Origin of the sequence: Streptomyces sp. NPDC052036 (assembly GCF_040680495.1) — a bacterium.
Classification (GTDB): domain Bacteria; phylum Actinomycetota; class Actinomycetes; order Streptomycetales; family Streptomycetaceae; genus Streptomyces.
Window position 1 is genome coordinate 105,973 of sequence record NZ_JBFAWW010000018.1, and the last position, 21,337, is coordinate 127,309.

Genomic DNA, 21,337 nt, shown 5'->3' on the forward strand with positions numbered 1-21,337 from the left:
TCCGCCAGGGGGCACGTCCGCGCGGGCGCGCCCAGGGTTCGCACCCTCGTTCGTACCCCCTACAGTGCCCGCCCGCACCTGCCCCGGGAAGGCTCCTGGCGTCGTTGCGGCTCAGGCCGGGGTGAGCGGTTCGGCCGGTGAAGCGGCCAGGAAGCGGGACGTCGGGACTCGCCTCGATGGTGCTGGTGTAGGTGATGACGGCGGCGGCTGTGCTCTTCCTGGTGTGGTTCAGCCGCTGCCGGCGGAACGCGCAGCGGGCGAGGATCCAGGGGGCCCGGCCGGGGGGCGGCCGTCATGGGCATGGCGGGGAGCATGGCGGGATCCTTAAACCGCGCGTGGTGCCGTGCGGTGAGGTCCGGGCATGCCCTCCTCCCTCGGACTCCCTCACAGCTCGGCGTACTTGGAGTCCGCCGCCGGGTCCAGTGCCAGGCGGTAGCCGCGTTTGACCACCGTCTGGATCAGTTTCGGGGAGCCCAGGGCCGTACGCAGGCGGGCCATCGCCGTCTCCACCGCGTGCTCGTCGCTTCCGGAGCCCGGCAGGGCCCGGAGCAGTTCGGCCCGGGAGACCACCCAGCCGGGGCGCCGGGACAGCGCGCGCAGCAGGGACATCCCGGCGGGAGGCACGGGCCGCAGCGTTCCGTCCACCAGCACGGCGTGGCCGCGGATCTCCACCCGGTGGCCGGCGACGGGCAACGTACGGGCCCGGGCGGGCAGTTCCCGGCACAGCAGCTGCACCAGCGGGCCGAGCCGGAAGCGTTCGGGCTGGACCGTGTCGACGCCGTGGGCCTGGAGCGGCAGCCCGGTGACGGGGCCGACGCAGGCGGGCAGCACATCGTGGCCGAGCGCGGCCAGCAGCCCGGGCAGCAGTCCCCGCTCTCCGGCGCGGGAGAGCAGGGACGCGGCGGCGGGCGCGCTGGTGAAGGTGAGCGCGTCCAGGCCGCGGGCCGCCGTCGCGTCCAGCAGCCGGTCCAGGGGTGCGATGTCCTCCGGCGGCATCCACCGGTACACAGGCACCCCGACGACCTCGGCACCTCCGGCGCGCAGGGCCTCCACGAAGCCGGGCAGCGGCTCGCCGTGCAGCTGGACGCCGACCCGGCGGCCCTCGACCCCCTCCTCCAGGAGCCGGTCGAGCACCTCGGCCAGGGACTCGGAGGTGGGCGACCACTCCTCGGTCAGTCCGGCCGCCCTGATCGCGCCCTTCACCTTGGGCCCGCGCGCCAGCAGCCGCACCCTGCGCAGCCCGGTCACCAGCGCCTCGCCGAGTCCCCAGCCCTCGGCGGCCTCGATCCAGCCGCGGAAGCCGATCGCGGTGGTGGCCACCACGACGTCCGGCGGCCGGTCGATCAACTCCTCGGTGGCCGTGAGCAGTTCACCGTCGTCGGAGAGCGGCACGATCCGCAGGGCGGGCCCGTACAGCACGTTCGCGCCGCGTCGCTGAAGCAGGGCGCCCAGTTCGTCGGCCCGCCGCGCGGCCGTCACGCCCACGGTGAAACCGGCGAGCGGGCCGTGTTCTGGTCGCTGCTGTTCGTCGTACATCGCTCTCGTCCCGCACTGGAGTCGGCATACCGGTCGTACGCGTCGTACCTCTGTGCCGATCGAGCCTGTCAACGGCGCATGACAGGCTCGGTTCGGCTTCATGTCACCGGTGTTACGTCACACTTCCGCATAGCCGAGCTGGGGCTTCGCCTCCGACGCGGCGGCTGTGGCCCGGGCCTCGCCGACCGGGCGGCGAAGGTATACGGCCCAGGTGAGCACGAAGGCCGCGCCGTAGAAGGCGAGGAAGGCCACGAAGGCGCCCGTGCCGGAGCTGTAGGAGAGGAAGGACTGCCGGAAGGCGAGGTTGATGCCGACGCCGCCGAGGGCGCCCACCGCGCCGATGAGCCCCATGGCGGCCCCGGACAGCCGCCGCCCGTACACCGCGGCCTCCTCGCCCCTCAGCCCCCTCGCGACGGCCTTGGCCTGGAAGATCCCCGGGATCATCTTGTACGTCGACCCGTTGCCGAGCCCGCTGAGCACGAACAGCACCACGAACGCGGTCACGAACAGCGGCAGCGACTTCTGCGTCCCGGCGACGACCAGAACCGCGGTCGCGCCGGCCATGGCGACGAAGTTCCACAGGGTGATCCTCGCGCCGCCGTAGCGGTCGGCCAGCCACCCGCCGACGGGACGGATGAGGGAGCCGAGGAGCGGACCGACGAAGGTCAGGTACGCCGCCTGGAGCGGGGTCCGCCCGAACTGGCTCTGCAGCACCTGCCCGAAGGCGAAGCTGTAGCCGATGAAGGAGCCGAAGCTGCCGACGTAGAGGAAGGCCATGATCCAGGTGTGGGCCTCCTTGGCGGCGTCCTTCGCGGCACCGGTGTCGTTCCTGACGGACGCGATGTTGTCCATGAAGAGGGCGGCGAGGACGGCGGCGGCGACGATGAGCGGGACATAGACGGCGAGCAGCACCCGCGGTCCGCCGTTCGCCCCGATGACGGCGAGAGCCACGAGCTGGATGACGGGCACGCCGATGTTGCCGCCGCCGGCGTTGAGCCCGAGGGCCCATCCCTTCTTCCGCAGCGGGAAGAAGGCGTTGATGTTGGTCATGGAGGACGCGAAGTTGCCGCCGCCGATCCCGGCGAGCAGTCCGACCCACAGGAAGGTGGAGAACGACGTGCCGGGCTTCATGACGACGAAGGCGGCAATCGTCGGGACGAGCAGCGAACAGGCCGAGACGATTGTCCAGTTCCGCCCGCCGAAGACGGCGACGGCGAAGGTGTAGGGCACCCGGACGACCGCCCCGACCAGAGTGACCATCGAGGTGAGCAGGAACTTGTCGGCGGGGGTGAGCCCGTACTCGGGACCCATGAACAGGACGAGCACGGACCACAGGGTCCAGACCGAGAACCCGATGTGCTCGGAGAGGACGGAGAAGGCGAGGTTGCGCCGGGCCACCCGTCGGCCGGTCGTCTGCCAGAAGGTCTCGTCCTCCGGATCCCAGTGCTCGATCCAGCGGCCTCCCCTGCTCGGGGCGGGGGCTGTGCTCGGGGCTGTCATGACGCCTCCACGGTTCTCCGGTGCCCAGGTGTCGTGGGTCCCGAAGGTAGGAAGGACGCGTTTCCGCGCTGTGCCCGCGGGTGACCGCGAGGGAACGTTGCTCTCACGGAACGGACAACGGCGCGGTGAGGGGGCCCGCCGCGCGCCCTCACCACCGGCCGCCCCGGGTGGCCGGCGGCCAGCCCGGGGCGGACTCCCGCGCGGCCCGCCCCGGACGGTTCTCCATGACCTCCGCGTCGGCGGCGGGGATCCAGGCCCCGGGGAGCCGCCGCAACCACCCCTCGGCGGCCCCGGTCTCGGCCGCCGCCCGTCGCAGCGCGTCGATCCCGGGGTGCGCCGTGTCCTTGCGCCACACCAGCGACACCGGGGACAGCGGCACCGGGTCCACCAGCGGTCGCAGGACCGTGCGCGGCATGGGCGGGAAGTCCGTCACCGCCAGGATCGGGTGCCCCCGCTTCGCCATGATCCGCTGGAACTCGTCCTTTCCGACGGCGAGTGGCGCGGGCGGTGCGATGCCGATGCCCCGGTCCTCGAACAGACGGCGCGCGAGGTCGGTCCACTCCGGTGTCCGGGAGTTCCCGGCACCCGCGTAGACGGTCTCCCCGGCCAGTGCCGACAGCGGGACCTCGACCAGGGGCGCCAGACGGTGGCCCTCGGGCAGGATGATCGCCATCTGCTCGTAGCGCACGGGCTGCTGTTCGAGCCGCGCCCGGACCGCCGGGTCCAGCCCGGCGAACCGCCCGAACGACGCATCGAGCCGCCCGGCGAGGATCTCACCGGCGGCGCCCGTCAGACCGCTCTCGTAGCGCGTCATCAGCTCGATGTCCGGGACCAGCTCACGGGCGCGGTCGAGGATCCGGCAGCCGATCAGCCCCGGGCTGTTGACGTCCACCAGCAGGGGCCGGTCGGACTCACCGTCCCGCCCGAACGCGGCGAGCAGCGCGCTGTGCGCCTCCAACACCCGGCGCGCGTACGGCAGCAGGCGCGCGCCGTCTGGGGTCAGGGACACCTGCCGGGTGGTGCGGACGAACAGCTCGGCGCCCAACTCCCGTTCCAGTCGGCGGATGTCGCGGCTGAGCGCCTGCTGGGCGACGTACAGACGGGTCGCGGCGCGGGTGAAGTGCAGTTCCTCGGCGACGGCGAGGAAGGCGCGCAGCAGACGGGGCTCGACGGTGGCGGCGGGCATCCGCAGAACTTACAACCCAGGTGCGTCAATGGCCACGGAGTAAGTGTTGGACCGCAGGTCAGGGCGCGGGCGACGGTTGTTGCATGCCACAACCGTCGCCCGCCCTCACCCCCCGGTCCCGCAACCCCTACCACCGTCTGTTCACCGTGCCCGGCGCCCGTGCCTTCACGATCGGGAACCTCATCGCCCGCCTTCCCATCGGCATGTTCAGCGTGAGCGCGGTCATCATGATCGCGGGCGCCCGGGGCTCGTACGCCCTCGCCGGCGCCGTCACCGCCACCGGCCTCGCGGCGACGGCCGTGGCCGGCCCCTGGGTCGCACGGCTGATCGACCGCCACGGCCAGGCGCGGATCGCGGTGCCCGCGACCGCGTTCGCCCTGCTCGGCGGTCTGGGCCTGCTGCTCTGCGTGCACTACGACGCCCCCGGCTGGACCCTGTGCGCCGCCTACGCCGCCACCGCCACGACCCCCAATATCGGCGGGCTGTCCCGCGCCCGCTGGGCCCACCTCCTCCGTGACGACCCGGACGCCCTGCACACCGCGAACTCCTTCGAACAGGCGGCGGACGAGCTGTGTTTCATGCTCGGCCCGGTGCTCGCCGTCTTCCTGTGCACCCGGCTCTTCCCGGCGGCCGGGACCCTGATCGGCGGGATCCTGCTGCTCACGGGCATGCTGGTGTTCACGGCACAGCGCGCCACGGAACCGCCGCCGAGCCGGGACGTTCCCGCGACGGCCCCGTTCCGCGCGCCCGGCATGCCCCCGCTCCTCCTCGGCCTGCTCGCCACCGGCGTGGTGTTCGGTTCGATGGAGGTGGTGACCATCGCGTTCGCGGACGCACACGGCCACAAGGCCGTCGCCGGCCCGGTCCTGGCGCTCCAGGCCGCCGGATCGTGCGCGGCCGGCCTGCTCTACGGCACCCTGCGCCCCGAGGGCCCTCCCGAACGCCGCTACCTGTGGTGCCTGGCGCTGATGGCCGCCCTGATGTCCCTCCCCCTGCTCGCGGCCCGCACCACCGGCTCCCTCGCCGCCCTGGCCCCCGCCCTGCTCCTCGCGGGCATGGCCACGGCGCCCACGATGGTCACGGCGATGACGCTGGTCCAGCGCCGCACACCGCCGGGCCGCCTGAACGAGGGCATGACCCTGGCGGTGACGGCCCTGCTGGGCGGCGTGGCCGGCGGCTCCGCGACGGGTGGCTGGGCAGTGGAACACCTCTCGCCGACGACGGGCTTCACGGTGCCCAGCGCGGCGGCGGCCCTGGCCCTGCTGATCGCGGCGGGGCACAGGGGTGCGGTGCGCATATCCACCGAGGACAGCGGTGCGGGCACAGGCCGGTCGATGCAGGACGGCCCGGTGCCGTAGGCCACCGGGAGCACCCGCCGAGGGAGCCTCGCGTGGAGACGAACAGCAAGGACGACCCCGCCGGCCGCGAACTTCCCGGGACAGGCGGCCGTCAGCACGGTGGTCCGCTGCTGCTGCAGCACCCCGGAGAGGCACGGGGAACGACAAAGGCCCCGCCGCTCGAAGCAGCAGGGCCTTGGTCCACATGGGGCACGGGGTCCGGGGGTCATGCCCCCGGACATACGACGGGCCGGACCGGGCTCGCGTTGTGTGCGAGCACGGTCGAGCTCCAGATCGTGGAGATGGCGGGAATCGAACCCGCGTCCAACGGTGCGGAATCAGGGCTTCTCCGTGTGCAGTTCGCTTCGCTTTTCTCAGCCCCGGAGATCACGCGAACAAGTCTCCGACGGGCTCAGTCACTGTTAGATTTCCCTCTTCACCCCGTGACCGGGATCAAGGTTTAGTCCCCTAGCTGATGCCAGGATCCGGGTCGGGAACAGCCCCGGGCTGACACTTCGCAAGTCGCTACTTAGGCAGCGAGGGCGAAGGAATCGCGCTTGGTGTTGGCGATTATTGTTTTCGGCCTGTGGTTTACGAGATCATGGCCGCTTCCTCGACACGCTTCCCCTGCTTCGACAGCCGCTGTCGAAACCGATCATCCCCATGTTGATTTTTCAATGCTCACACCGGCATGCGGTGCAGGCAGTATCGTACGTGACCAACGCACATCGATGCCACCGTATTCCCGGCGGTCATCCCGTCGTGGTACCCGGTTCAACGGTGCCGGGCGCCGGATCGTTCCGGTCCGGGCGGCTCAGGCCCGCTGCCGGCGCCGTACCGCCGACATCGCCCGGTCGGCCTCGCGGCGGTCCTGCTTCTCGCGGAGCGTCTGCCGCTTGTCGTACTCCTTCTTGCCCCTCGCCAGCGCGATCTCGATCTTGGCCCGGCCGTCCTTGAAGTACAGGGCGAGGGGCACGATCGTGTGACCCGTCTCCTGGGACTTGGACTCCAGCTTGTCGATCTCGACCCGGTGCAGCAGCAGCTTCCGCTTGCGGCGCGCGCTGTGGTTCGTCCAGGTGCCCTGGCTGTACTCCGGGACATGGACGTTGTGCAGCCACGCCTCGTGCGCGTCCAGCTGCACGAAGCCGTCGACCAGCGAGGCCCTTCCCTGGCGCAGCGACTTGACCTCGGTCCCGGTCAGCACGAGGCCCGCCTCGTACGTGTCGAGGATGTGGTAGTCGTGCCGCGCCTTCTTGTTCTGCGCGATCAGCTTGCGCCCTTTTTCCTTTGCCATAGTGCCGTCCATTTTCGCACTACAAGGGGGTGCGAAGGGAAGCCGATTACGGAGGGGGCGGCGCGGCGCTACGAAGCGTCGCCCAGGCCGCTGAGCACCGTCTCGGCCCGTTCGAGCACCTCGTCCCCGGCCTCCAGGTCCGGGGTGATGCCCCGGCCGTCGACTTTGTGGCCCGCGGGGGTGCGGTAGTGCCCGACGGTCAGCTCCGCCACGGAGCCGTCAGGCAGGCGGCTCGGCATCTGGATGGAGCCCTTGCCGAAGGTGCGGGTGCCCACGACGACCGCGCGACCGCGGTCCTGGAGGGCACCGGTGAGCAGCTCGGCCGCGCTCATCGTGCCGCCGTCGACGAGCGCGACCAGGGGTCTGGTGGTGTCGCCGCCCGGTTCGGCGTGCAGGGAGCGCTGGTCGCCATGGACGTCGTACGTGGCCACGAGTCCGCCGTCGAGGAAGGCGGAGGCGGCGGTGACGGCCTCGGTGACCAGGCCGCCGGAATTGCCGCGCAGGTCGAGAACGATCCCGGCGCCCGCCGGGGCATGGTCGACGGCGTTGCGTACGAGGTCGCCGGAGCCCTTGGTGAAGGCCGCGACCCTGATCAGGGTGACGCGCCCGGCGAGCCGGCGCACGCTCACCGAGTCGGTGGACAGCCGGGCCCGGCGCAGTTCTTCGCTCCAGGTCCGCGTCCCGCGCTCCAGGCCGATTCTGACCCGGGTGCCTGCGGCCGCGTCGTCGGTGCCTTCGGAGTCGCCGCGGAGTAAGGAGACGACCTCGGTGACGGGCCTGCCGTCGACGTCCTCGCCGTCGACGCTGCACAGCCGGTCACCGCCGCGGATCCCGGCGGCCGCCGCGGGCGAGCCGGGCTGCACCTCGGTCACCTCGATCCGGCCGTCGCGCTCGCGCCGGGCTGACAGTCCGACGCCCGTGTACCGGCCGTCGAGGGCCTCCTGGAACTCCTGGTACTCGCCCTGGGAGTAGACGGCGCTCCAGCGGTCGCCGCTGCGGCTGACGGCGCGCTCGGCGGCCTCCATGGGGGACTTGCCGTCGGCCATGGCCCGTTCGGCCGCCTCGGTGACGGCGTCGCCGTGCCCCGCGGGGACCGCGGCTTCGGCGTCGGGGGTCCTCCGGACGGTCTCGCCGAACGAGCCCGTCGCGGCGCCGGCCACGAGGACACTCGCGAAGACCAACGTCAGAGCCGCCCCGTGGCGAACGCGGCGGGGCTGACAGAACAGGTCACGGCCGGACATGCGGGTGAGTCTAGGACAACGCAAAGGGCCGCACGGACGGTTGCCCGTACGGCCCCATTGGCGTGCGTCACACCTTCAGGTACTTGCGCAACGCGAAGAACGCGGCCAGCGCCGGCATCAGAAGGCTGGTGGCGAGTATCAGGGGGAGCTTGGTCAGGACGGCGTCCCAGCCGATGAAGTTGATGAGGTTCAGCTTGTGGGACAGGTCCAGGCCGTGGTCGATGATGAAGTATCGGGCGACCAGGAGGAATCCGCACGCCACCGTGCCGCCGATGAGCCCGGCGACCGCGGCCTCCATGATGAACGGCGCCTGGATGTAGAAACCGGAGGCGCCGACCAGGCGCATGATGCCGGTCTCACGACGACGGCTGAACGCGGAGACACGTACCGTGTTGACGATCAGCATCAGCGCGACGACCAGCATCATCGCCATCACCGCTCGGGCGGCCCAGTTCATGCCGTTCAGCAGGCCGAAGAGGTTGTCGAGGATGCCCTTCTGGTCCTGCACCGACTGCACGCCGTCGCGGCCGTTGAAGGCGCTCGCGATGACCTGGTACTGCTCCGGGTTCTTCAGCTTGATGCGGTACGACTCCTGCATCTGGTCCGGAGTCAGCGAACTGGCCAGCGGGGAGTCGCCGAACTGCTCCTTGTAGTGCTTGTAGGCCTCGTCCTGGGACTCGTAGGTCACCTTCTGGACGACGGACGTCATCTTGTCGAGATCGCCGAGGATCTGCTTCTTCTGCTCTTCGGTGACCGCACCCTTGGAGCAGTTGGGGTCGGACTCCGCGTCGCTCTTGTTGCACAGGAAGATCGAGACGTTGACCTTGTCGTACCAGTAGCCCTTCATCTGGTTCACCTGGTCGCTCATCAGGAGTGAGCCACCGAAGAGGGCCAGGGAGAGGGCAACCGAGACGATCACCGCGAAGGTCATCGTCAGATTGCGGCGGAGACCGACACCGATCTCCGACAGAACGAACTGGGCGCGCATGGCGTCTGCTCAAGCCTTTCCGTGGAACTCAGTGCTGGTAGCCGTAGACGCCGCGTGCCTGGTCGCGGACGAGGCGGCCCTTCTCCAGCTCGATGACGCGCTTGCGCATCTGGTCCACGATGTTCTGGTCGTGGGTCGCCATCACCACGGTCGTGCCCGTCCGGTTGATCCGGTCGAGCAGCTTCATGATGCCGACGGAGGTCTGCGGGTCGAGGTTGCCGGTGGGCTCGTCGGCGATCAGCAGCTTGGGCCGGTTGACGAAGGCCCGCGCGATGGCGACGCGCTGCTGTTCACCACCGGAGAGCTCGCCGGGCATTCGGTCCTCCTTGCCGCCGAGCCCGACCAGGTCGAGCACCTGGGGCACGGACTTGCGGATCTCGCCGCGCGACTTGCCGATCACCTCCTGCGCGAAGGCCACGTTCTCGGCGACCGTCTTGTTCGGCAGAAGGCGGAAGTCCTGGAACACCGTCCCCAGCTGGCGGCGCATCTGCGGCACCTTCCAGTTGGAGAGGCGAGCGAGGTCCTTGCCCAGGACGTGCACCTGTCCGGTGCTGCACCGCTCCTCGCGGAGGATCAGCCGCAGGAAGGTGGACTTTCCGGAGCCGGAGGACCCCACGAGGAAGACGAACTCGCCCTTCTCGACCTCCAGGGAGACATCCCGGAGGGCAGGGTGGTTCTGCTTGGGGTAGACCTTGGAGACATTGTCGAATCGGATCACGGATGCACCACGGGCCGTTGGGGTAGGTGAGCGTGACCATACGCGAACCGGGTACGCGAGCGCAGTCGCCGGGAGGGGTTGCAGAAGAGTTGAGCGTTTTGTCCCTTCCGCTTGGGCGCCCGGCCGCCCCTGCCGCCGGGTGCTTGGCCGGCCGACCCCGCGCAGCGGCTCGCGGAACCTGGCACAGTGGAGTGGGGAACGGTTGCGTTCCCGGAAACGTTGTGTACGTGGAAGCGGCACAAGGAGGGCGAGGCGCATGACGTACGACCGATTGGTGTGCGCGAACTGCGCGGCGCCCGTGAACGAGGGCCGCTGCCCCGTCTGCCGGGCGAGCCGTGAGCGGCTCCAGCAGGAAAGCCCCTGGTCAGGGATGAATCCGGCGGCACTGATCGCGCTCTTGGCCGTGCTGATCGCGGCCGTGGCACTGCTGGCGCACCAGACGGCGTAGCGCACGGCGGCCCGGGAGGGGCGCACGGCGGGCGGGCAGGGCGTACGGGATCACCGCGCGGCGCTGCCCACGCGGCACACCGGACCGGCGTCGCGGCGGTCGGGAGGCGACGGACACACCACGTACACGCGCATACACGGACGTACGGAGAAGGGCCCGGGACGGAGACGTCCCGGGCCCTTCTCACGTGTTTCTCGCCGTTCTCACACTCCTGGAGGGAGTGCGGCGGGCAGGCGCCCCGGGAGCCGGGAGCCCGCGGACCGGGCATCCATGGATCGGATGCCCGCCGGTCGGGGTTCCGGCCCCCTCATGGCGTCACGGTGTGCGTCAGGCGGCGGCCTGGCCGCGGCCCGACGCGAGGCGCGGCAGCACACGGAAGCCGATGCCGCCGGCGATCATCGTGGCGGCGCCGACCAGCAGGAACGCGGTCTGACCCGCACCCGTCTCGGCCAGCTGCTTGCCGCCGCCCTGGGCAGAGGTGTCGGACTTCGCGGTGTCCGCGCCGGTGTCGGTCAGGCCCGAGGAGCCCTTGCCCTGCTGGACCGGGCCGCTCCCGCCGTCGGGGTTGGTGTCGTTGCCGCCGCCGTTCCCGCTGCCGCCGCCGTGTCCGCTGCCGTCGGTCGGGTCGTCCGTCGGCTCGGTCGGGTCGTCGGTGGGCTGGGTCGGGTCGTCGGTCGGGTCGCTGGTGGTGGGCGTCCCGGGGTCCGTCGGCGTGCCCGGGTCCGTGGGCGTGCCCGGGTCGGTGGGCGTGCCCGGGTCCGTCGGCGTGCCCGGGTCGGTCGGCGACTCCGGGTCCGTCGGGATACCGGTGTCGGTGGGCGTCGGGTCGTCACCGTTGACGGCGACCCCGACTCCCACTCCGTCGCCTCCGGCACTCGCGCCGATGCTGATGTCGAGTGCCGAGGCGGCACCCGCAGCGGTCAGCGACGCACCCGCGGCGATCACGGCGCCTGCGGCTATCCGCGCCAGGCGGATCCGCGTCTTCTTGGTCATCTAGCTGCTACCCCCAGTAGCTGATCGTCAATGGAGCAGCGCACGGGGCCACGGCGTCGGGGATGACTGTGCTGAGCCCCCCGGTTCACATGCGCCCCATGGATACGCATGCCACCCTTCACCCTTCCGATTTTTCAAAGCAACGTCAAGGTCGTTGCGCACGCGATGTCCAGTAAGACGTCTTTTGCGGGAGTGGTTGAGTTGTAAGTGTGATGCAAAACCCAGACATCGAGCGACAGAGAAGGCAACTGCCCCGTGTTCCGGGGCAGTTGCCTTGTCGACAAAGTGCTGCTTGCGGCAGCGTGGCGCCGCGCGTTGCCGGGGTTACTTCTCCTGCTGCTTGCGCCAGCGAATACCGGCCTCGATGAACCCGTCGATCTCACCGCTGAACACGGCCTCGGGGTTGCCCATTTCGTAGTTGGTCCGCAGGTCCTTGACCATCTGGTACGGGTGCAGGACGTACGAACGCATCTGGTTGCCCCAGGAGTTGCCGCCGTCGCTCTTGAGGGCGTCCATCTTGGCCTGCTCCTCCTGCCGGCGCCGTTCGAGGAGCTTGGCCTGCAGGACGTTCATCGCGGAGGCGCGGTTCTGGATCTGGGACCGCTCGTTCTGGCAGGTGACCACGATGCCGGTGGGCAGGTGCGTGATCCGTACGGCGGAGTCGGTCGTGTTGACGCCCTGGCCGCCGGGGCCGGAGGAGCGGAACACGTCGACCCGGAGGTCGGACTCGTCGATCTCCACGTGGTCGGACTGCTCGACGACCGGAAGGACCTCGACACCGGCGAAGGAGGTCTGCCGACGGCCCTGGTTGTCGAAGGGGGAGATACGGACCAGGCGGTGGGTGCCCTGCTCGACGGAGAGGGTGCCGTAGGCGTACGGCGCCTGGACGGCGAGGGTCGTGGACTTGATCCCCGCCTCTTCCGCGTACGACGTCTCGTAGATCTCCGTCTTGTACCCGTGCCGCTCCGCCCAGCGCAGGTACATGCGCTGGAGCCGCTCGGCGAAGTCGGCCGCGTCGACGCCGCCGGCCTCGGCGCGGATGTTGACGAGCGCCTCCCGGGCGTCGTACTCGCCGCTCAGGAGCGTCCGGACCTCCATCTCGTCCAGCGCCTTGCGGACGTCGGTGAGCTCGGCCTCGGCCTCGGCCCGGGCGTCCGCGTCGGCCTCGGCCTCGGCGAGCTCGAAGAGCACACCGAGGTCGTCGATCCGGCCGCGCAGGGTCTCGGCCTTCCGCACCTCGGCCTGGAGGTGGGAGAGCTTGCTGGTGATCTTCTGCGCCTCGTCCGGGTTGTCCCAGAGGGACGGCTCGGCCGCCTGCTCCTCGAGCACGGCGATGTCTGCCCTCATCTTTTCAAGGTCCAGAACGGCCTCGATCGACTCCATGGTCGAGGAGAGGGACTTGAGCTCTTCGGATACATCGACGACTGCCACGCATCCAGCGTAACGGCTCCGCCGGGAAGCCAGCGCCGGGTAACCGCCGGTTCACGGGGACGCTCTGCGGCGGGCGGGGCTCAGGGGGATGCCGGAGCCGAGTTCTTCGTGTCCGAGGGGCCCGCGCCGTCGTCTCCCGAGGCGGCCAGCCAGGTGCCGACCCCGACCGCCGCCAGCAGTACCGCCGTCGCCGCGCCCAGCGCGATCCGGCGCCGGCGGGTCTGCGCGCGGTGGCGGGCCGAGCCGGGGCGGGGGGCGCCCGTGGCCCGGGGCGCACGGGCCGTGCCGCGGGCGCCGCCCGCCAGCTCGTCCGGGCCCGGCACCCGCATCGACGTATGGGTGTCACGGTTGGAGTCGGGCTTGGCCCCCGGCACCAGCGGCACCGCCCCGCGCCGTTCCCGCGCCGCCGTGGGCTCGCCGGGCCCGGCCGCCTCGGCCGGCTCCTCGGCGGGCTCGGTGTCCGGCTCGTCGACGTCCAGCGGCGGCATCCCCGCCAGCAGCGGCAGCTGCTCCCGCAGCCGCGACGCCAGCTCCGAGGCCCGCAACCGGGACGCGGGGGCCTTGGCCAGGCACTGGACGATCAGCTGCCACAGCTCTTCGGGGATGCCCGGGAGCGGGACGACGGACTCGGTGACATGGCGGCGGAGCACCGCCCCCGGGTGGCCGCCGCCGAACGGCGTGAAGCCGGCCAGCAGCTCGTACAGGACCGTCGCCAGGGCGTAGATGTCGACCGCCGCGCGCGGCGGCAGCCCTTCCACGATCTCCGGTGCCAGATAGTCCGGGGTTCCGATGATCTTGGTCGCCTTGGTCCGGCGGGGCGAGTCGATCAGCTTGGCCACGCCGAAGTCGGTCAGCAGCGCCGGGTGCGCCCCGCCGGGGCCCAGCGGCCCCTGCATGTCCAGCAGCACGTTCTCCGGCTTGACGTCCCGGTGCACGACTCCCGCCGCGTGCGCCGCCGCCAGCCCGTCCGCCACATCCGCCACGATCGCCACCGCCGCCTCGGGCGCGAGGCGGCGCTCCCGCTCCAGACGGGTGCGCAGATCGGTGCCCCGGACCAGGTCCATGACCAGTGCCAGATCGGTGCCGTCGACCACCAGGTCCCGTACGGACACCACGTTCGGATGGTCCAGCCCCAGCAGCGCCGTGCGCTCCTGGACGAAGCGGCCCACGAGCTCCTGGTCGGACGCGAGGTCCTCCCGCAGGAGCTTGATGGCGACGGGACCGTCCGGCCCCTCGCCCAGCCACACCGTGCCGGCGCTCCCCCGTCCCAGGATCTGGTTCGCGGTGTACCGGCTGCCGATCTTCCGTGCCAAGACTGCTCCTACTGGGGACGCCTGTTGCCGACGCTGCGCCGATGCGGGGCCCCGGCACGGAACGAGCGGCTGACACCGCCGCGCGCCCTGGCCCCGATCGACAAAACTACGCGTCCGGAGGGGCAACCTTCACCGCTGAGCCCGAAATCACCCCTCGGATGTCGACAAATCCCCTGACCCACGGCCCGCGTCGGCCGACAGGCCCGCTACTCGGCGCTCACGTCGCCTACTTGAAGTTCAGGTCGCCTACTTGAAGTTCAGGTCGCCTACTTGGAGTTCAGGTCGCCGATCCACCCGGTCACCTTGTCGAACCAGCCGCTCAGCAGCTGCCAGTACGACTCCGTCGTGCCGATCCAATGCTGCAAGGGGCTGAACTCCCAGACCAGCCACCCGGCGACGAACAGGATGACGATGACGAACAGACATCCCTTCAGACAGCCGAGCCCCGGGATCTTCATCGGGTTAGCGCTGCGCTGACGCGGTGGCCGCGGCTCGCGCGCCGGACGCGGCTCCGGCCGCTGGGGCTGCTGCTGCGGCGCCGGCGCGTAGCGCTGCGGCTGCTGCTGCGGAGGCCCGGGGGCGTACTGCTGCCGCTGGGGCGCGTACTGCTGGGGCTGCTGCTGGTAGCCGTAGCCCGGGGGCGGCTGCTGCTGCCGGGGCTGCTGGGGGCGCTGCTGCGGGCGCGCCACCTGGCGCTGCGGGCGGCGGCGCAGCGGGTCCTCACCCGGGTCGAGGTAGGCCTGGACCTGCGTCTGCTCGTTGCGGTCGCGGGCCGCGCGCAGCTGGTTCTGCCAGGGGTGCGGCTCCTGGGGCCCGCCGGGCCCCTGCTGTCCGCCGGGCCCGTACGGCGGCACCGGCGGCATCACGGCCGTCGGATCGGCCGCACCCCGGTTCGGCAGCACGGCCGTCGGATCGGCGGCGCCCGAGGTGTGCGGCAGGACGCTGGTCGCCGCGTTCGGGTCGTACGCGCCGGCCGCACCCTGCGGCAGCACCTGCGTGGGGTCGGCCGAGCCGGGTACGGCCGCCGGGGCCGGGTCCGGCGCGAGCAGCACGGCCACACCGTCCGCGGCGGCGATCTGGTCGGCGTTGGCGTGCACGCCGACGCCCTCAGCGACCACCCGCAGCGCGCGCGCCAGGCTCTCGGCGCTCGGCCGCTCCTCCGGGTTCTTGCGCAGACAGCGCTCTATCACCGTCCACAACGGCTCGGGCACCGTGGAGGGGCGGCGCGGTTCGGCGCTCAGATGCTGGTGGAGGACCTCCAGGGCGGTCCCGCCGGCGAACGGCGGACGTCCGGTGACCAGCTCGTACAGCAGGATGCCGGCGCCGTAGATGTCGACGGCGGAGGTCTGCGGGCGGCCCTCGGCCGACTCGGGAGCGACGTACGCGGGCGTGCCGACGAACTCCTGCGTACGCGTGAGCCCGGGCGAGTCGGCCAGCCGGGCGATGCCGAAGTCGGTCAGCAGCGGGTGCATCTGGCCGTCGTACTGCTGGAGCAGCACGTTCGCGGGCTTCAGGTCGCGGTGCACGACGCCGTCGGCGTGGCTCGCGGCCAGCGCGTCGGCGATCTGCGCGGTGAGCAGGGCGGCGGCGACCGGGCTGAAGGGGCCGTTCTCGCGAAGGTAGCGGTGCAGGTCGGGGCCCTCGACGAGGTCCATGACCAGCGCCAGCAGATCACCCTCGACGACCAGGTCGCGCACCCGGACGATGTTCGGATGGGTGAGCCGGAGCAGGACGGACCGCTCTCGCAGGAACCGCATCACGATGTCCGGATCGCTCGCGAGCTCTTCCTTGAGAACCTTGATCGCGACCGTCTCGCCGGGCTGGCCGGGCACGGCCGCCTCGGCGCCCGCGGTCTCCCGCTGGCGGGCTCGCCAGACGGTGCCCGTGGCGCCGCGTCCGAGCGGCTCCTCGAGCAGGTACTTGCTGCCTACCGGCCGCACGTCATGCGCTCCCTGCTGATCGCTTGCCTGGTCCGTCGCCGGCTCCGGTCACCGCTCCCGGAGTGCCGAGCGTGTTCCGACCCACTGTAGTGCCGCGGTCGGCGGCGCTCCCTGTTGTCCAGTCCGTCTTACGTTCCGCTTCTCGTGCATGTTCGAAGAAAAGACGCTCCCCTCGGTCCCTCGGTTGCCGCGGCCGGACGTGACCGATCTCAAGCGGACACCGGCCGGGCACCGGTCAGGCACTTTTGCGGGCAGAGCCGACCAATCAAGATCACTTGGCGTTGGGCGACGGGCATGTTGTCGGTGGCAGGTGCGAGGATGCATTCCGTACTGGCCGCTGTGCTCGTGTGCGGTGGGGGGAGTTCGCGGTGGGGGACCGCGGCGCGGCTCCCGCTATCCCCGCGCGCGGGCGCCCGCGCAGAAGGGACCGCTGACGGCGATGCAGATCCGGCTGACCGTCGTAGACCGGCTGGGCCCGCCCCCGGAGTCACGGGCGCGCGCCGCGAGCTGCGACGTGCTGGTCACCGCGCCCGCCGGCACGGCACTGGCCGCGGTGGCGTCGGGCCTGGCCTCGGCGGTCGGCGCGGCCGGCGGCGCCCCCGCGCCCGAGCGCGGCCGAGAGCCCGGCGCGGGTTCCCTGGTGCTGTACGCGGGCTCGGAGCGACTGGACCCGCAGCGCTGCACGCTCGGCGAGCCGCCGCTGCTGGACGGGGCGGTGCTGACGCTGGGCGCGCCCGCGGAGCCGGGCCCCGAGCCCGACGAGGACGCGGCCCAGCTCCAGGTGGTGGCGGGCCCGGACGCGGGCGGCGTCCATCTGCTGCACGGCGGCGTGGCCCGCATCGGCCGCTCCGCCGACGCGGACGTCCCGCTGGACGACCCCGACGTCTCCCGGCTGCACTGCGCGGTCACGGTCGCCGCCGACGGCCGGGTCTCGGTCGCCGACCTGGGGTCCACGAACGGCACGGTGCTCGACGGCAGGCAGGTGACCGACCGTCCGGTGCGCCTGGCCCCCGGGGCGCTGCTGCGCCTCGGTGAATCGGCCCTGCGGCTGGCCCCGCCCGGCCCGGCGCGGCGCGTGCGGACGGCGCCGGACGGCGAGGGGCAGGTGCGGGTCCTGGGCGAGGAGGTTCCGGGGAGCCCGGAGGCTGCCCCGCGACCGACGACGACGGTGCCGCACGCGCGCGGGGCGAGCACCCCGGACGCGGAATACGGCGCTGCGGCGGCCCCGGGCAGGGACGCCACCACGGATACGCCCGGCCGGGACGCCGCCACGGGCACCCCGGCCCGGGACGGGCACGGCCTCGCCTCCGCAGACACCCACCACGGCTTCGGCGTCACCGAGTGGGGCGCCTCCGGCGGGGCCGCCCCCGGGGCACAGGAGCACGGCCCGGTGGAGCCGCCGTCCCCCAGACTGTCGGCTGCTCTCCCGCTCACGGAAGGTGCCCCGACGGCGCCCACCGTGGCCGGGCAGGGCGGAGCCCCGGGCATCGGGCACCGGGGCACGGACCTGCCGCCGGGCGTGCGCAGGCGCGGGTTCACCGCGTGGGCGCGGCGTCTCACCGGAAGCCGTGGCGAACAGGCCGACACCGCACGACCGGGCTTCGACGAGGCCGCGATCACCGCAGCGCCCGCGTCCTTCGCCGCCCCGGTCCCCGAGAAGTGGCCCGACCTCGCGGCGCTGCTGCTGAGCGCGCTCGGCCCCGGGCCACGGCTGTGGGAGCGCGGCCCCGGCCACCCGGAGACGCTCACCGTGCGGCTGGGCACGGCCGATCGGGCGGCGCCGGACGGCACGGGACTGCTGCCCGCGGTGCCGGTGACCGCCGGGCTGCGCGAGGTGGGCGCGCTCGGCCTGGCCGGGCCCCGGGCGCGGCTCGCGGGACTGGCGCGCGCGGTGGTGGCGCAGCTCGCCGCGCTGCACTCCCCCGACACACTGGAGCTGGTCCTGATCAGCGCCGACCGCTCACGCCCGCTGGAGGAACGCACCGCGGACTGGGCCTGGCTCGGCTGGCTGCCGCATCTGCGCCCGGCCCACGGTCAGGACTGCCGGCTCCTGCTGGCGTACGACCGCGAGCAGGCCGCGGCCCGCACGGACGAACTGCTGCGCCGCCTCGACGACCACCTGACCGACTACGACGGCGTGCCGGGCGCCCCCGCCGCGACCGGCACGCATCGCACATCCCGTGGCGCCGGGGATTTCGAGGACCCGGCCGACGAGGTGCGCGGTGCCCTCCGCCGGCCGTCCTGGGCGCGGGACGAGACGGAGCCGGGCGGCGCCTTCCCGGGGCCGTACACCGTGGTGGTCGTGGACGGCGACCCCGGCGGCGCCTACGTGCGCGAGGCCGTGGCGCGGCTGGCGCAGGACGGGGCGCGGGCCGGCATCCATGTGCTGTGCCTGGCCGAGGCGCCGTCCGCCTCGCCCGCCTCCCCGGTGACGGAGACCTACGAGGCGGCGTGCGCGGCATCGCCCGCGTTCCGGGAGTGCGGGGCCGTGGCGCTGCTGTGCGGCGACGTGGCGACGGCACTGCGGCTGCTGCGGGTCGCACCCGCAGGGGGCGGGGACTCGGCGCGGGGACCCCGCGTCCCCGTCGGGCACGGCACGGTCGCCGCCCTGGACGCGGTGTCCCCGGCATGGGCGGAGCGGTTCGCGCGGGCGCTCGCCCCGCTGCGCACGGACGGCGGCGGGGACCGGCATCCCCGCGTGTCGGCGCCGCTGCCCCAGACGGCGCGACTGCTGGACGAGTTGGGCCTCGCGCGGGCCACTCCGGCGTCCCTGATGGCGCGTTGGGCCGACGCGGCGGACGACACGAGGTCGCCGGGCGGTCGCGCCTGGGCGGTGCTCGGCGCGGGGCCGCGCGGTCCGGTGACGGTGGATCTCGCCGCCGACGGACCGCACATGCTGGTGGAGGGGCCGCCCGGCAGCGGGCGTACGGAGCTGCTGCGTTCGATCGCCGCGTCGCTCGCTGCGGCCGAGCGCCCCGACCGGCTGGGGATCGTGCTCGTCGAGGGCGGCGGCTGCGGCCCGAACGGCACCACCGACCCCGAGGGCCTGCGGGTCGGTACGGATCTGCCGCACGTCACCACCCACCTGACGGCCAACGACCCGGTCCGTATGCGGGAGTTCGCGCAGTCGCTCAGCGCCGAGCTGAAGCGGCGGGCCGAGTTGCTGGGGCGTCTGGACTTCACCGAGTGGCACACGCAGCGGGAGGTGTCGCAGCGGATCGGCCCGCAGCGCACAGGGAGTTCGGTCTCGGGCGACCTCGACTCCCCGCCGAGCACGACCCTGCGGCTGCGGCCGGCGGCGACACGGCAGCGTTCGGAGCCCGGGCCGGCGCTGGCCCGTCTCGTGGTGCTGGTGGACGACCTGGACGCACTGCTGTCCCCCGCGCTGGGCGCGGCGGGCCGCCCGGCGGCCGGTTCGGTCGTACGAGCCCTGGAGGCCGTGGCCCGGGACGGGCAGCGGCTCGGGGTGCATCTCGTCGCGGCGGCGACCCCGGGCGGGCGGACCGCGGAGTGGGAACCGGCGCGCACGGCCTCGCTGCGTGTCGCGCTGGACGCGGTGACGCCCGGACCCGATGAACCGGCGCCGGGGCGCGGCCGGTTGACGGGTGCGGACGGCAGAGTGACGCCTTTCCAGGCGGGCCGGATCACCGGACGCATCCCCCGCACGGCGACCCTGCGCCCCACGGTCGTCCCCCTGGAGTGGCACCGCATGGGCGACCCGCCCGCGCGCCGCCCGGTCCGCGAACTGGGCAACGGGCCCACGGACTTGGCGCTCCTCGCCAGCGCGCTGGAGCGCGCGGCCCGCTCGGTGTCGGCCACGGAGGTGCCCTCGCTGTTGTAGGTCCGTGGCCCCAAGGGCCGTAGGCGCAAGGCCGGGCAGGGTCGCTCACCGTACGTCACGAGGCGGTCACGATCCCCCCGTTGACAGCGCAGGCGCTCTTGCCGCCCCGATCGTCCCCGCGTACACCAGAGCGCACGGGACAGCGCTCGACGTTCGACGAGGAACGAAGAACGGGGCAGTGATGCGCAGTACGAGCAGCACCATCCGGACACACCGGGCAGCCAGGACCGCAGCCGCCGTCGTCGTGGGAGCGCTCGCGCTCTCGCTCACCGCGTGCGGCGGAAGCGACGACAAGAAGAGCGGCGGCGACAAGCACAGCGGTGGTACGACCGGCGCGACCACCGTCACCCTCCCCAAGCTGAACGGCCAGAGCCTGGAGGTCGCCGCCGTCTGGACCGGCGGCGAACAGGCCAACTTCAAGAAGGTGCTCGCCGAGTTCGAGAAACGCACCGGCGCCAAGGTCGCCTTCGTGCCCGCCCAGGACCCGATCATCAACTTCCTCGGCTCGAAGATCGCCGGCGGTCAGCCGCCGGACGTCGCCCTGCTCCCGCAGCCCGGCGCCGTCAAACAGGCCGTCCAGAAGAAGTGGGCCAAGCCCCTCGGCGCCGAGGCCCGGGCGCAGATCACCAAGAACTACTCCCCGGGCTGGCAGGACATCGGCAAGGTCGACGGCACCCAGTACGCGGCGTACTACAAGGCCGCCGACAAGTCCCTGATCTGGTACAACGCCCAGGTCTTCGAGAACGCGGGGGCCAAGGAGCCGGCCCGCTGGGCGGACCTGCTGAAGGTGGCCCAGAACGTCTACGACTCCGGGGTGACCCCCTTCTCCGTCGGCGGCGCCGACGGCTGGACCCTCACCGACTGGTTCGAGAACGTCTATCTCTCCCAGGCGGGCCCCGACAAGTACGACCAGCTCGCCCAGCACAAGATCAAGTGGACGGACCCGTCCGTGAAGGACGCGCTGACCACGCTGGCGCAGATCTGGGCCAAGAAGAACTACCTCGCGGGCGGCCCCGACGGTGCGCTGCAGACCGAGTTCCCCGTCTCGGTCACCCAGACCTTCACCGGAGGCGCCCAGCCGAAGGCGGGCATGGTCTTCGAGGGCGACTTCGCGCAGGTCAACATCGGCGAGACCAAGGCCAAGGTGGGCACGGACGCGAAGGTGTTCCCGTTCCCGGCGGTGGGGGCCCGGCCACCCGTGGTCTCCGGCGGTGACGCGGCGGTCGTCCTGAAGGACTCCCCGGCGGCGCAGGCTCTGGTCACCTTTCTCGCGTCACCGGACGCGGCGACCGTCCAGGCCCGGCTCGGCGGCTATCTCTCGCCGAACAAGCAGGTCCCGCTGTCGGCGTATCCGAACCCGGTGCAGCAGAAGATGGCCAAGGCGCTGATCGCGGCCGGCGACGACTTCCGCTTCGACATGTCCGACCAGGCCCCGCAGGCCTTCGGCGGTACGCCCGGCAAGGGCGAGTGGAAGGACCTCCAGGACTTCCTGAAGAACCCGGCGGACGTCGCGGGCACCCAGGCGAAGCTGGAGAAGGACGCGGCGGCGGCGTACGGAAGCGGGAGCTGAT

At 72.3% G+C, this 21,337-nt stretch carries 15 protein-coding genes and 1 other RNA gene; 4 read left to right on the plus strand and 12 right to left on the minus strand.

Annotation, left to right across the window (positions count from 1 at the left end; genetic code table 11):
- Positions 1 to 384 precede the first annotated feature (384 nt).
- From AB0L95_RS24440 to AB0L95_RS24450, 3 genes are all read right to left on the minus strand, one after another.
- Positions 385 to 1,536: a uroporphyrinogen-III synthase gene (locus tag AB0L95_RS24440; protein ID WP_365164436.1), complete on the minus strand. Its 1,152-nt coding sequence runs from the start codon at positions 1,534 to 1,536 to the stop codon at positions 385 to 387.
- Between the two features lie 117 nt (positions 1,537 to 1,653).
- Positions 1,654 to 3,036 carry a nitrate/nitrite transporter gene (locus AB0L95_RS24445; RefSeq protein ID WP_365164438.1) on the minus strand — a complete coding sequence of 461 codons (1,383 nt, stop codon included), beginning with the start codon at positions 3,034 to 3,036 and terminating at the stop codon, positions 1,654 to 1,656.
- 148 nt (positions 3,037 to 3,184) lie between these two features.
- Complete coding sequence (locus AB0L95_RS24450; RefSeq protein ID WP_365164440.1) at positions 3,185 to 4,222, minus strand: LysR family transcriptional regulator; 1,038 nt, start codon at positions 4,220 to 4,222, stop codon at positions 3,185 to 3,187.
- A gap of 83 nt (positions 4,223 to 4,305) precedes the next feature.
- Between AB0L95_RS24450 and AB0L95_RS24455 the strand changes: the two genes are divergently transcribed.
- Entirely contained in the window at positions 4,306 to 5,580 is a 1,275-nt protein-coding gene (locus AB0L95_RS24455) for an MFS transporter (RefSeq protein WP_365164442.1), read from the plus strand.
- Between the two features lie 273 nt (positions 5,581 to 5,853).
- On the opposite strand, the gene ssrA is transcribed toward AB0L95_RS24455, so the two are convergent.
- The 5 genes from ssrA to ftsE form a co-directional block, all read right to left on the minus strand.
- Positions 5,854 to 6,222, minus strand: a transfer-messenger RNA (tmRNA) gene (ssrA, locus tag AB0L95_RS24460).
- A 151-nt stretch (positions 6,223 to 6,373) separates the two neighbouring features.
- Entirely contained in the window at positions 6,374 to 6,853 is a 480-nt protein-coding gene (gene smpB / locus AB0L95_RS24465; protein ID WP_311692279.1) for an SsrA-binding protein SmpB, read from the minus strand.
- A gap of 68 nt (positions 6,854 to 6,921) precedes the next feature.
- Positions 6,922 to 8,094 (minus strand): S41 family peptidase, encoded by a 1,173-nt coding sequence (locus tag AB0L95_RS24470; protein WP_365164444.1) that lies wholly within the window; start codon positions 8,092 to 8,094, stop codon positions 6,922 to 6,924.
- A 67-nt stretch (positions 8,095 to 8,161) separates the two neighbouring features.
- Positions 8,162 to 9,082 (minus strand): permease-like cell division protein FtsX, encoded by a 921-nt coding sequence (ftsX, locus tag AB0L95_RS24475; protein WP_365164446.1) that lies wholly within the window; start codon positions 9,080 to 9,082, stop codon positions 8,162 to 8,164.
- A gap of 28 nt (positions 9,083 to 9,110) precedes the next feature.
- Entirely contained in the window at positions 9,111 to 9,800 is a 690-nt protein-coding gene (ftsE, locus tag AB0L95_RS24480; protein WP_365164448.1) for a cell division ATP-binding protein FtsE, read from the minus strand.
- A 256-nt stretch (positions 9,801 to 10,056) separates the two neighbouring features.
- Here ftsE and AB0L95_RS24485 point away from each other — a divergent pair, with 256 nt between their 5' ends.
- Positions 10,057 to 10,248, plus strand: coding sequence for a hypothetical protein (locus AB0L95_RS24485; RefSeq protein WP_365164451.1), 192 nt, complete (start codon positions 10,057 to 10,059; stop codon positions 10,246 to 10,248).
- A 327-nt stretch (positions 10,249 to 10,575) separates the two neighbouring features.
- On the opposite strand, the gene AB0L95_RS24490 is transcribed toward AB0L95_RS24485, so the two are convergent.
- From AB0L95_RS24490 to AB0L95_RS24505, 4 genes are all read right to left on the minus strand, one after another.
- On the minus strand, positions 10,576 to 11,241 hold the full coding sequence (locus AB0L95_RS24490) for a hypothetical protein (RefSeq protein WP_365164453.1): 666 nt from the start codon (positions 11,239 to 11,241) through the stop codon (positions 10,576 to 10,578).
- Positions 11,242 to 11,565: 324 nt separating this feature from the next.
- Positions 11,566 to 12,672: a peptide chain release factor 2 gene (gene prfB / locus AB0L95_RS24495; protein WP_365164455.1), complete on the minus strand. Its 1,107-nt coding sequence runs from the start codon at positions 12,670 to 12,672 to the stop codon at positions 11,566 to 11,568.
- An 80-nt stretch (positions 12,673 to 12,752) separates the two neighbouring features.
- The gene (locus tag AB0L95_RS24500) at positions 12,753 to 13,985 is read right to left on the minus strand and encodes a serine/threonine-protein kinase (protein ID WP_365164458.1); all 1,233 of its coding nucleotides are present in this window, start codon (positions 13,983 to 13,985) and stop codon (positions 12,753 to 12,755) included.
- Positions 13,986 to 14,251: 266 nt separating this feature from the next.
- Positions 14,252 to 15,925, minus strand: coding sequence for a serine/threonine-protein kinase (locus AB0L95_RS24505; protein WP_365164460.1), 1,674 nt, complete (start codon positions 15,923 to 15,925; stop codon positions 14,252 to 14,254).
- 439 nt (positions 15,926 to 16,364) lie between these two features.
- Here AB0L95_RS24505 and AB0L95_RS24510 point away from each other — a divergent pair, with 439 nt between their 5' ends.
- Together AB0L95_RS24510 and AB0L95_RS24515 are read left to right on the plus strand one after the other, a co-directional pair.
- The gene (locus AB0L95_RS24510) at positions 16,365 to 19,766 is read left to right on the plus strand and encodes an FHA domain-containing protein (RefSeq protein ID WP_365164462.1); all 3,402 of its coding nucleotides are present in this window, start codon (positions 16,365 to 16,367) and stop codon (positions 19,764 to 19,766) included.
- Positions 19,767 to 19,947: 181 nt separating this feature from the next.
- Complete coding sequence (locus tag AB0L95_RS24515) at positions 19,948 to 21,336, plus strand: ABC transporter substrate-binding protein (RefSeq protein ID WP_365164464.1); 1,389 nt, start codon at positions 19,948 to 19,950, stop codon at positions 21,334 to 21,336.
- Position 21,337: the final 1 nt, after the last annotated feature.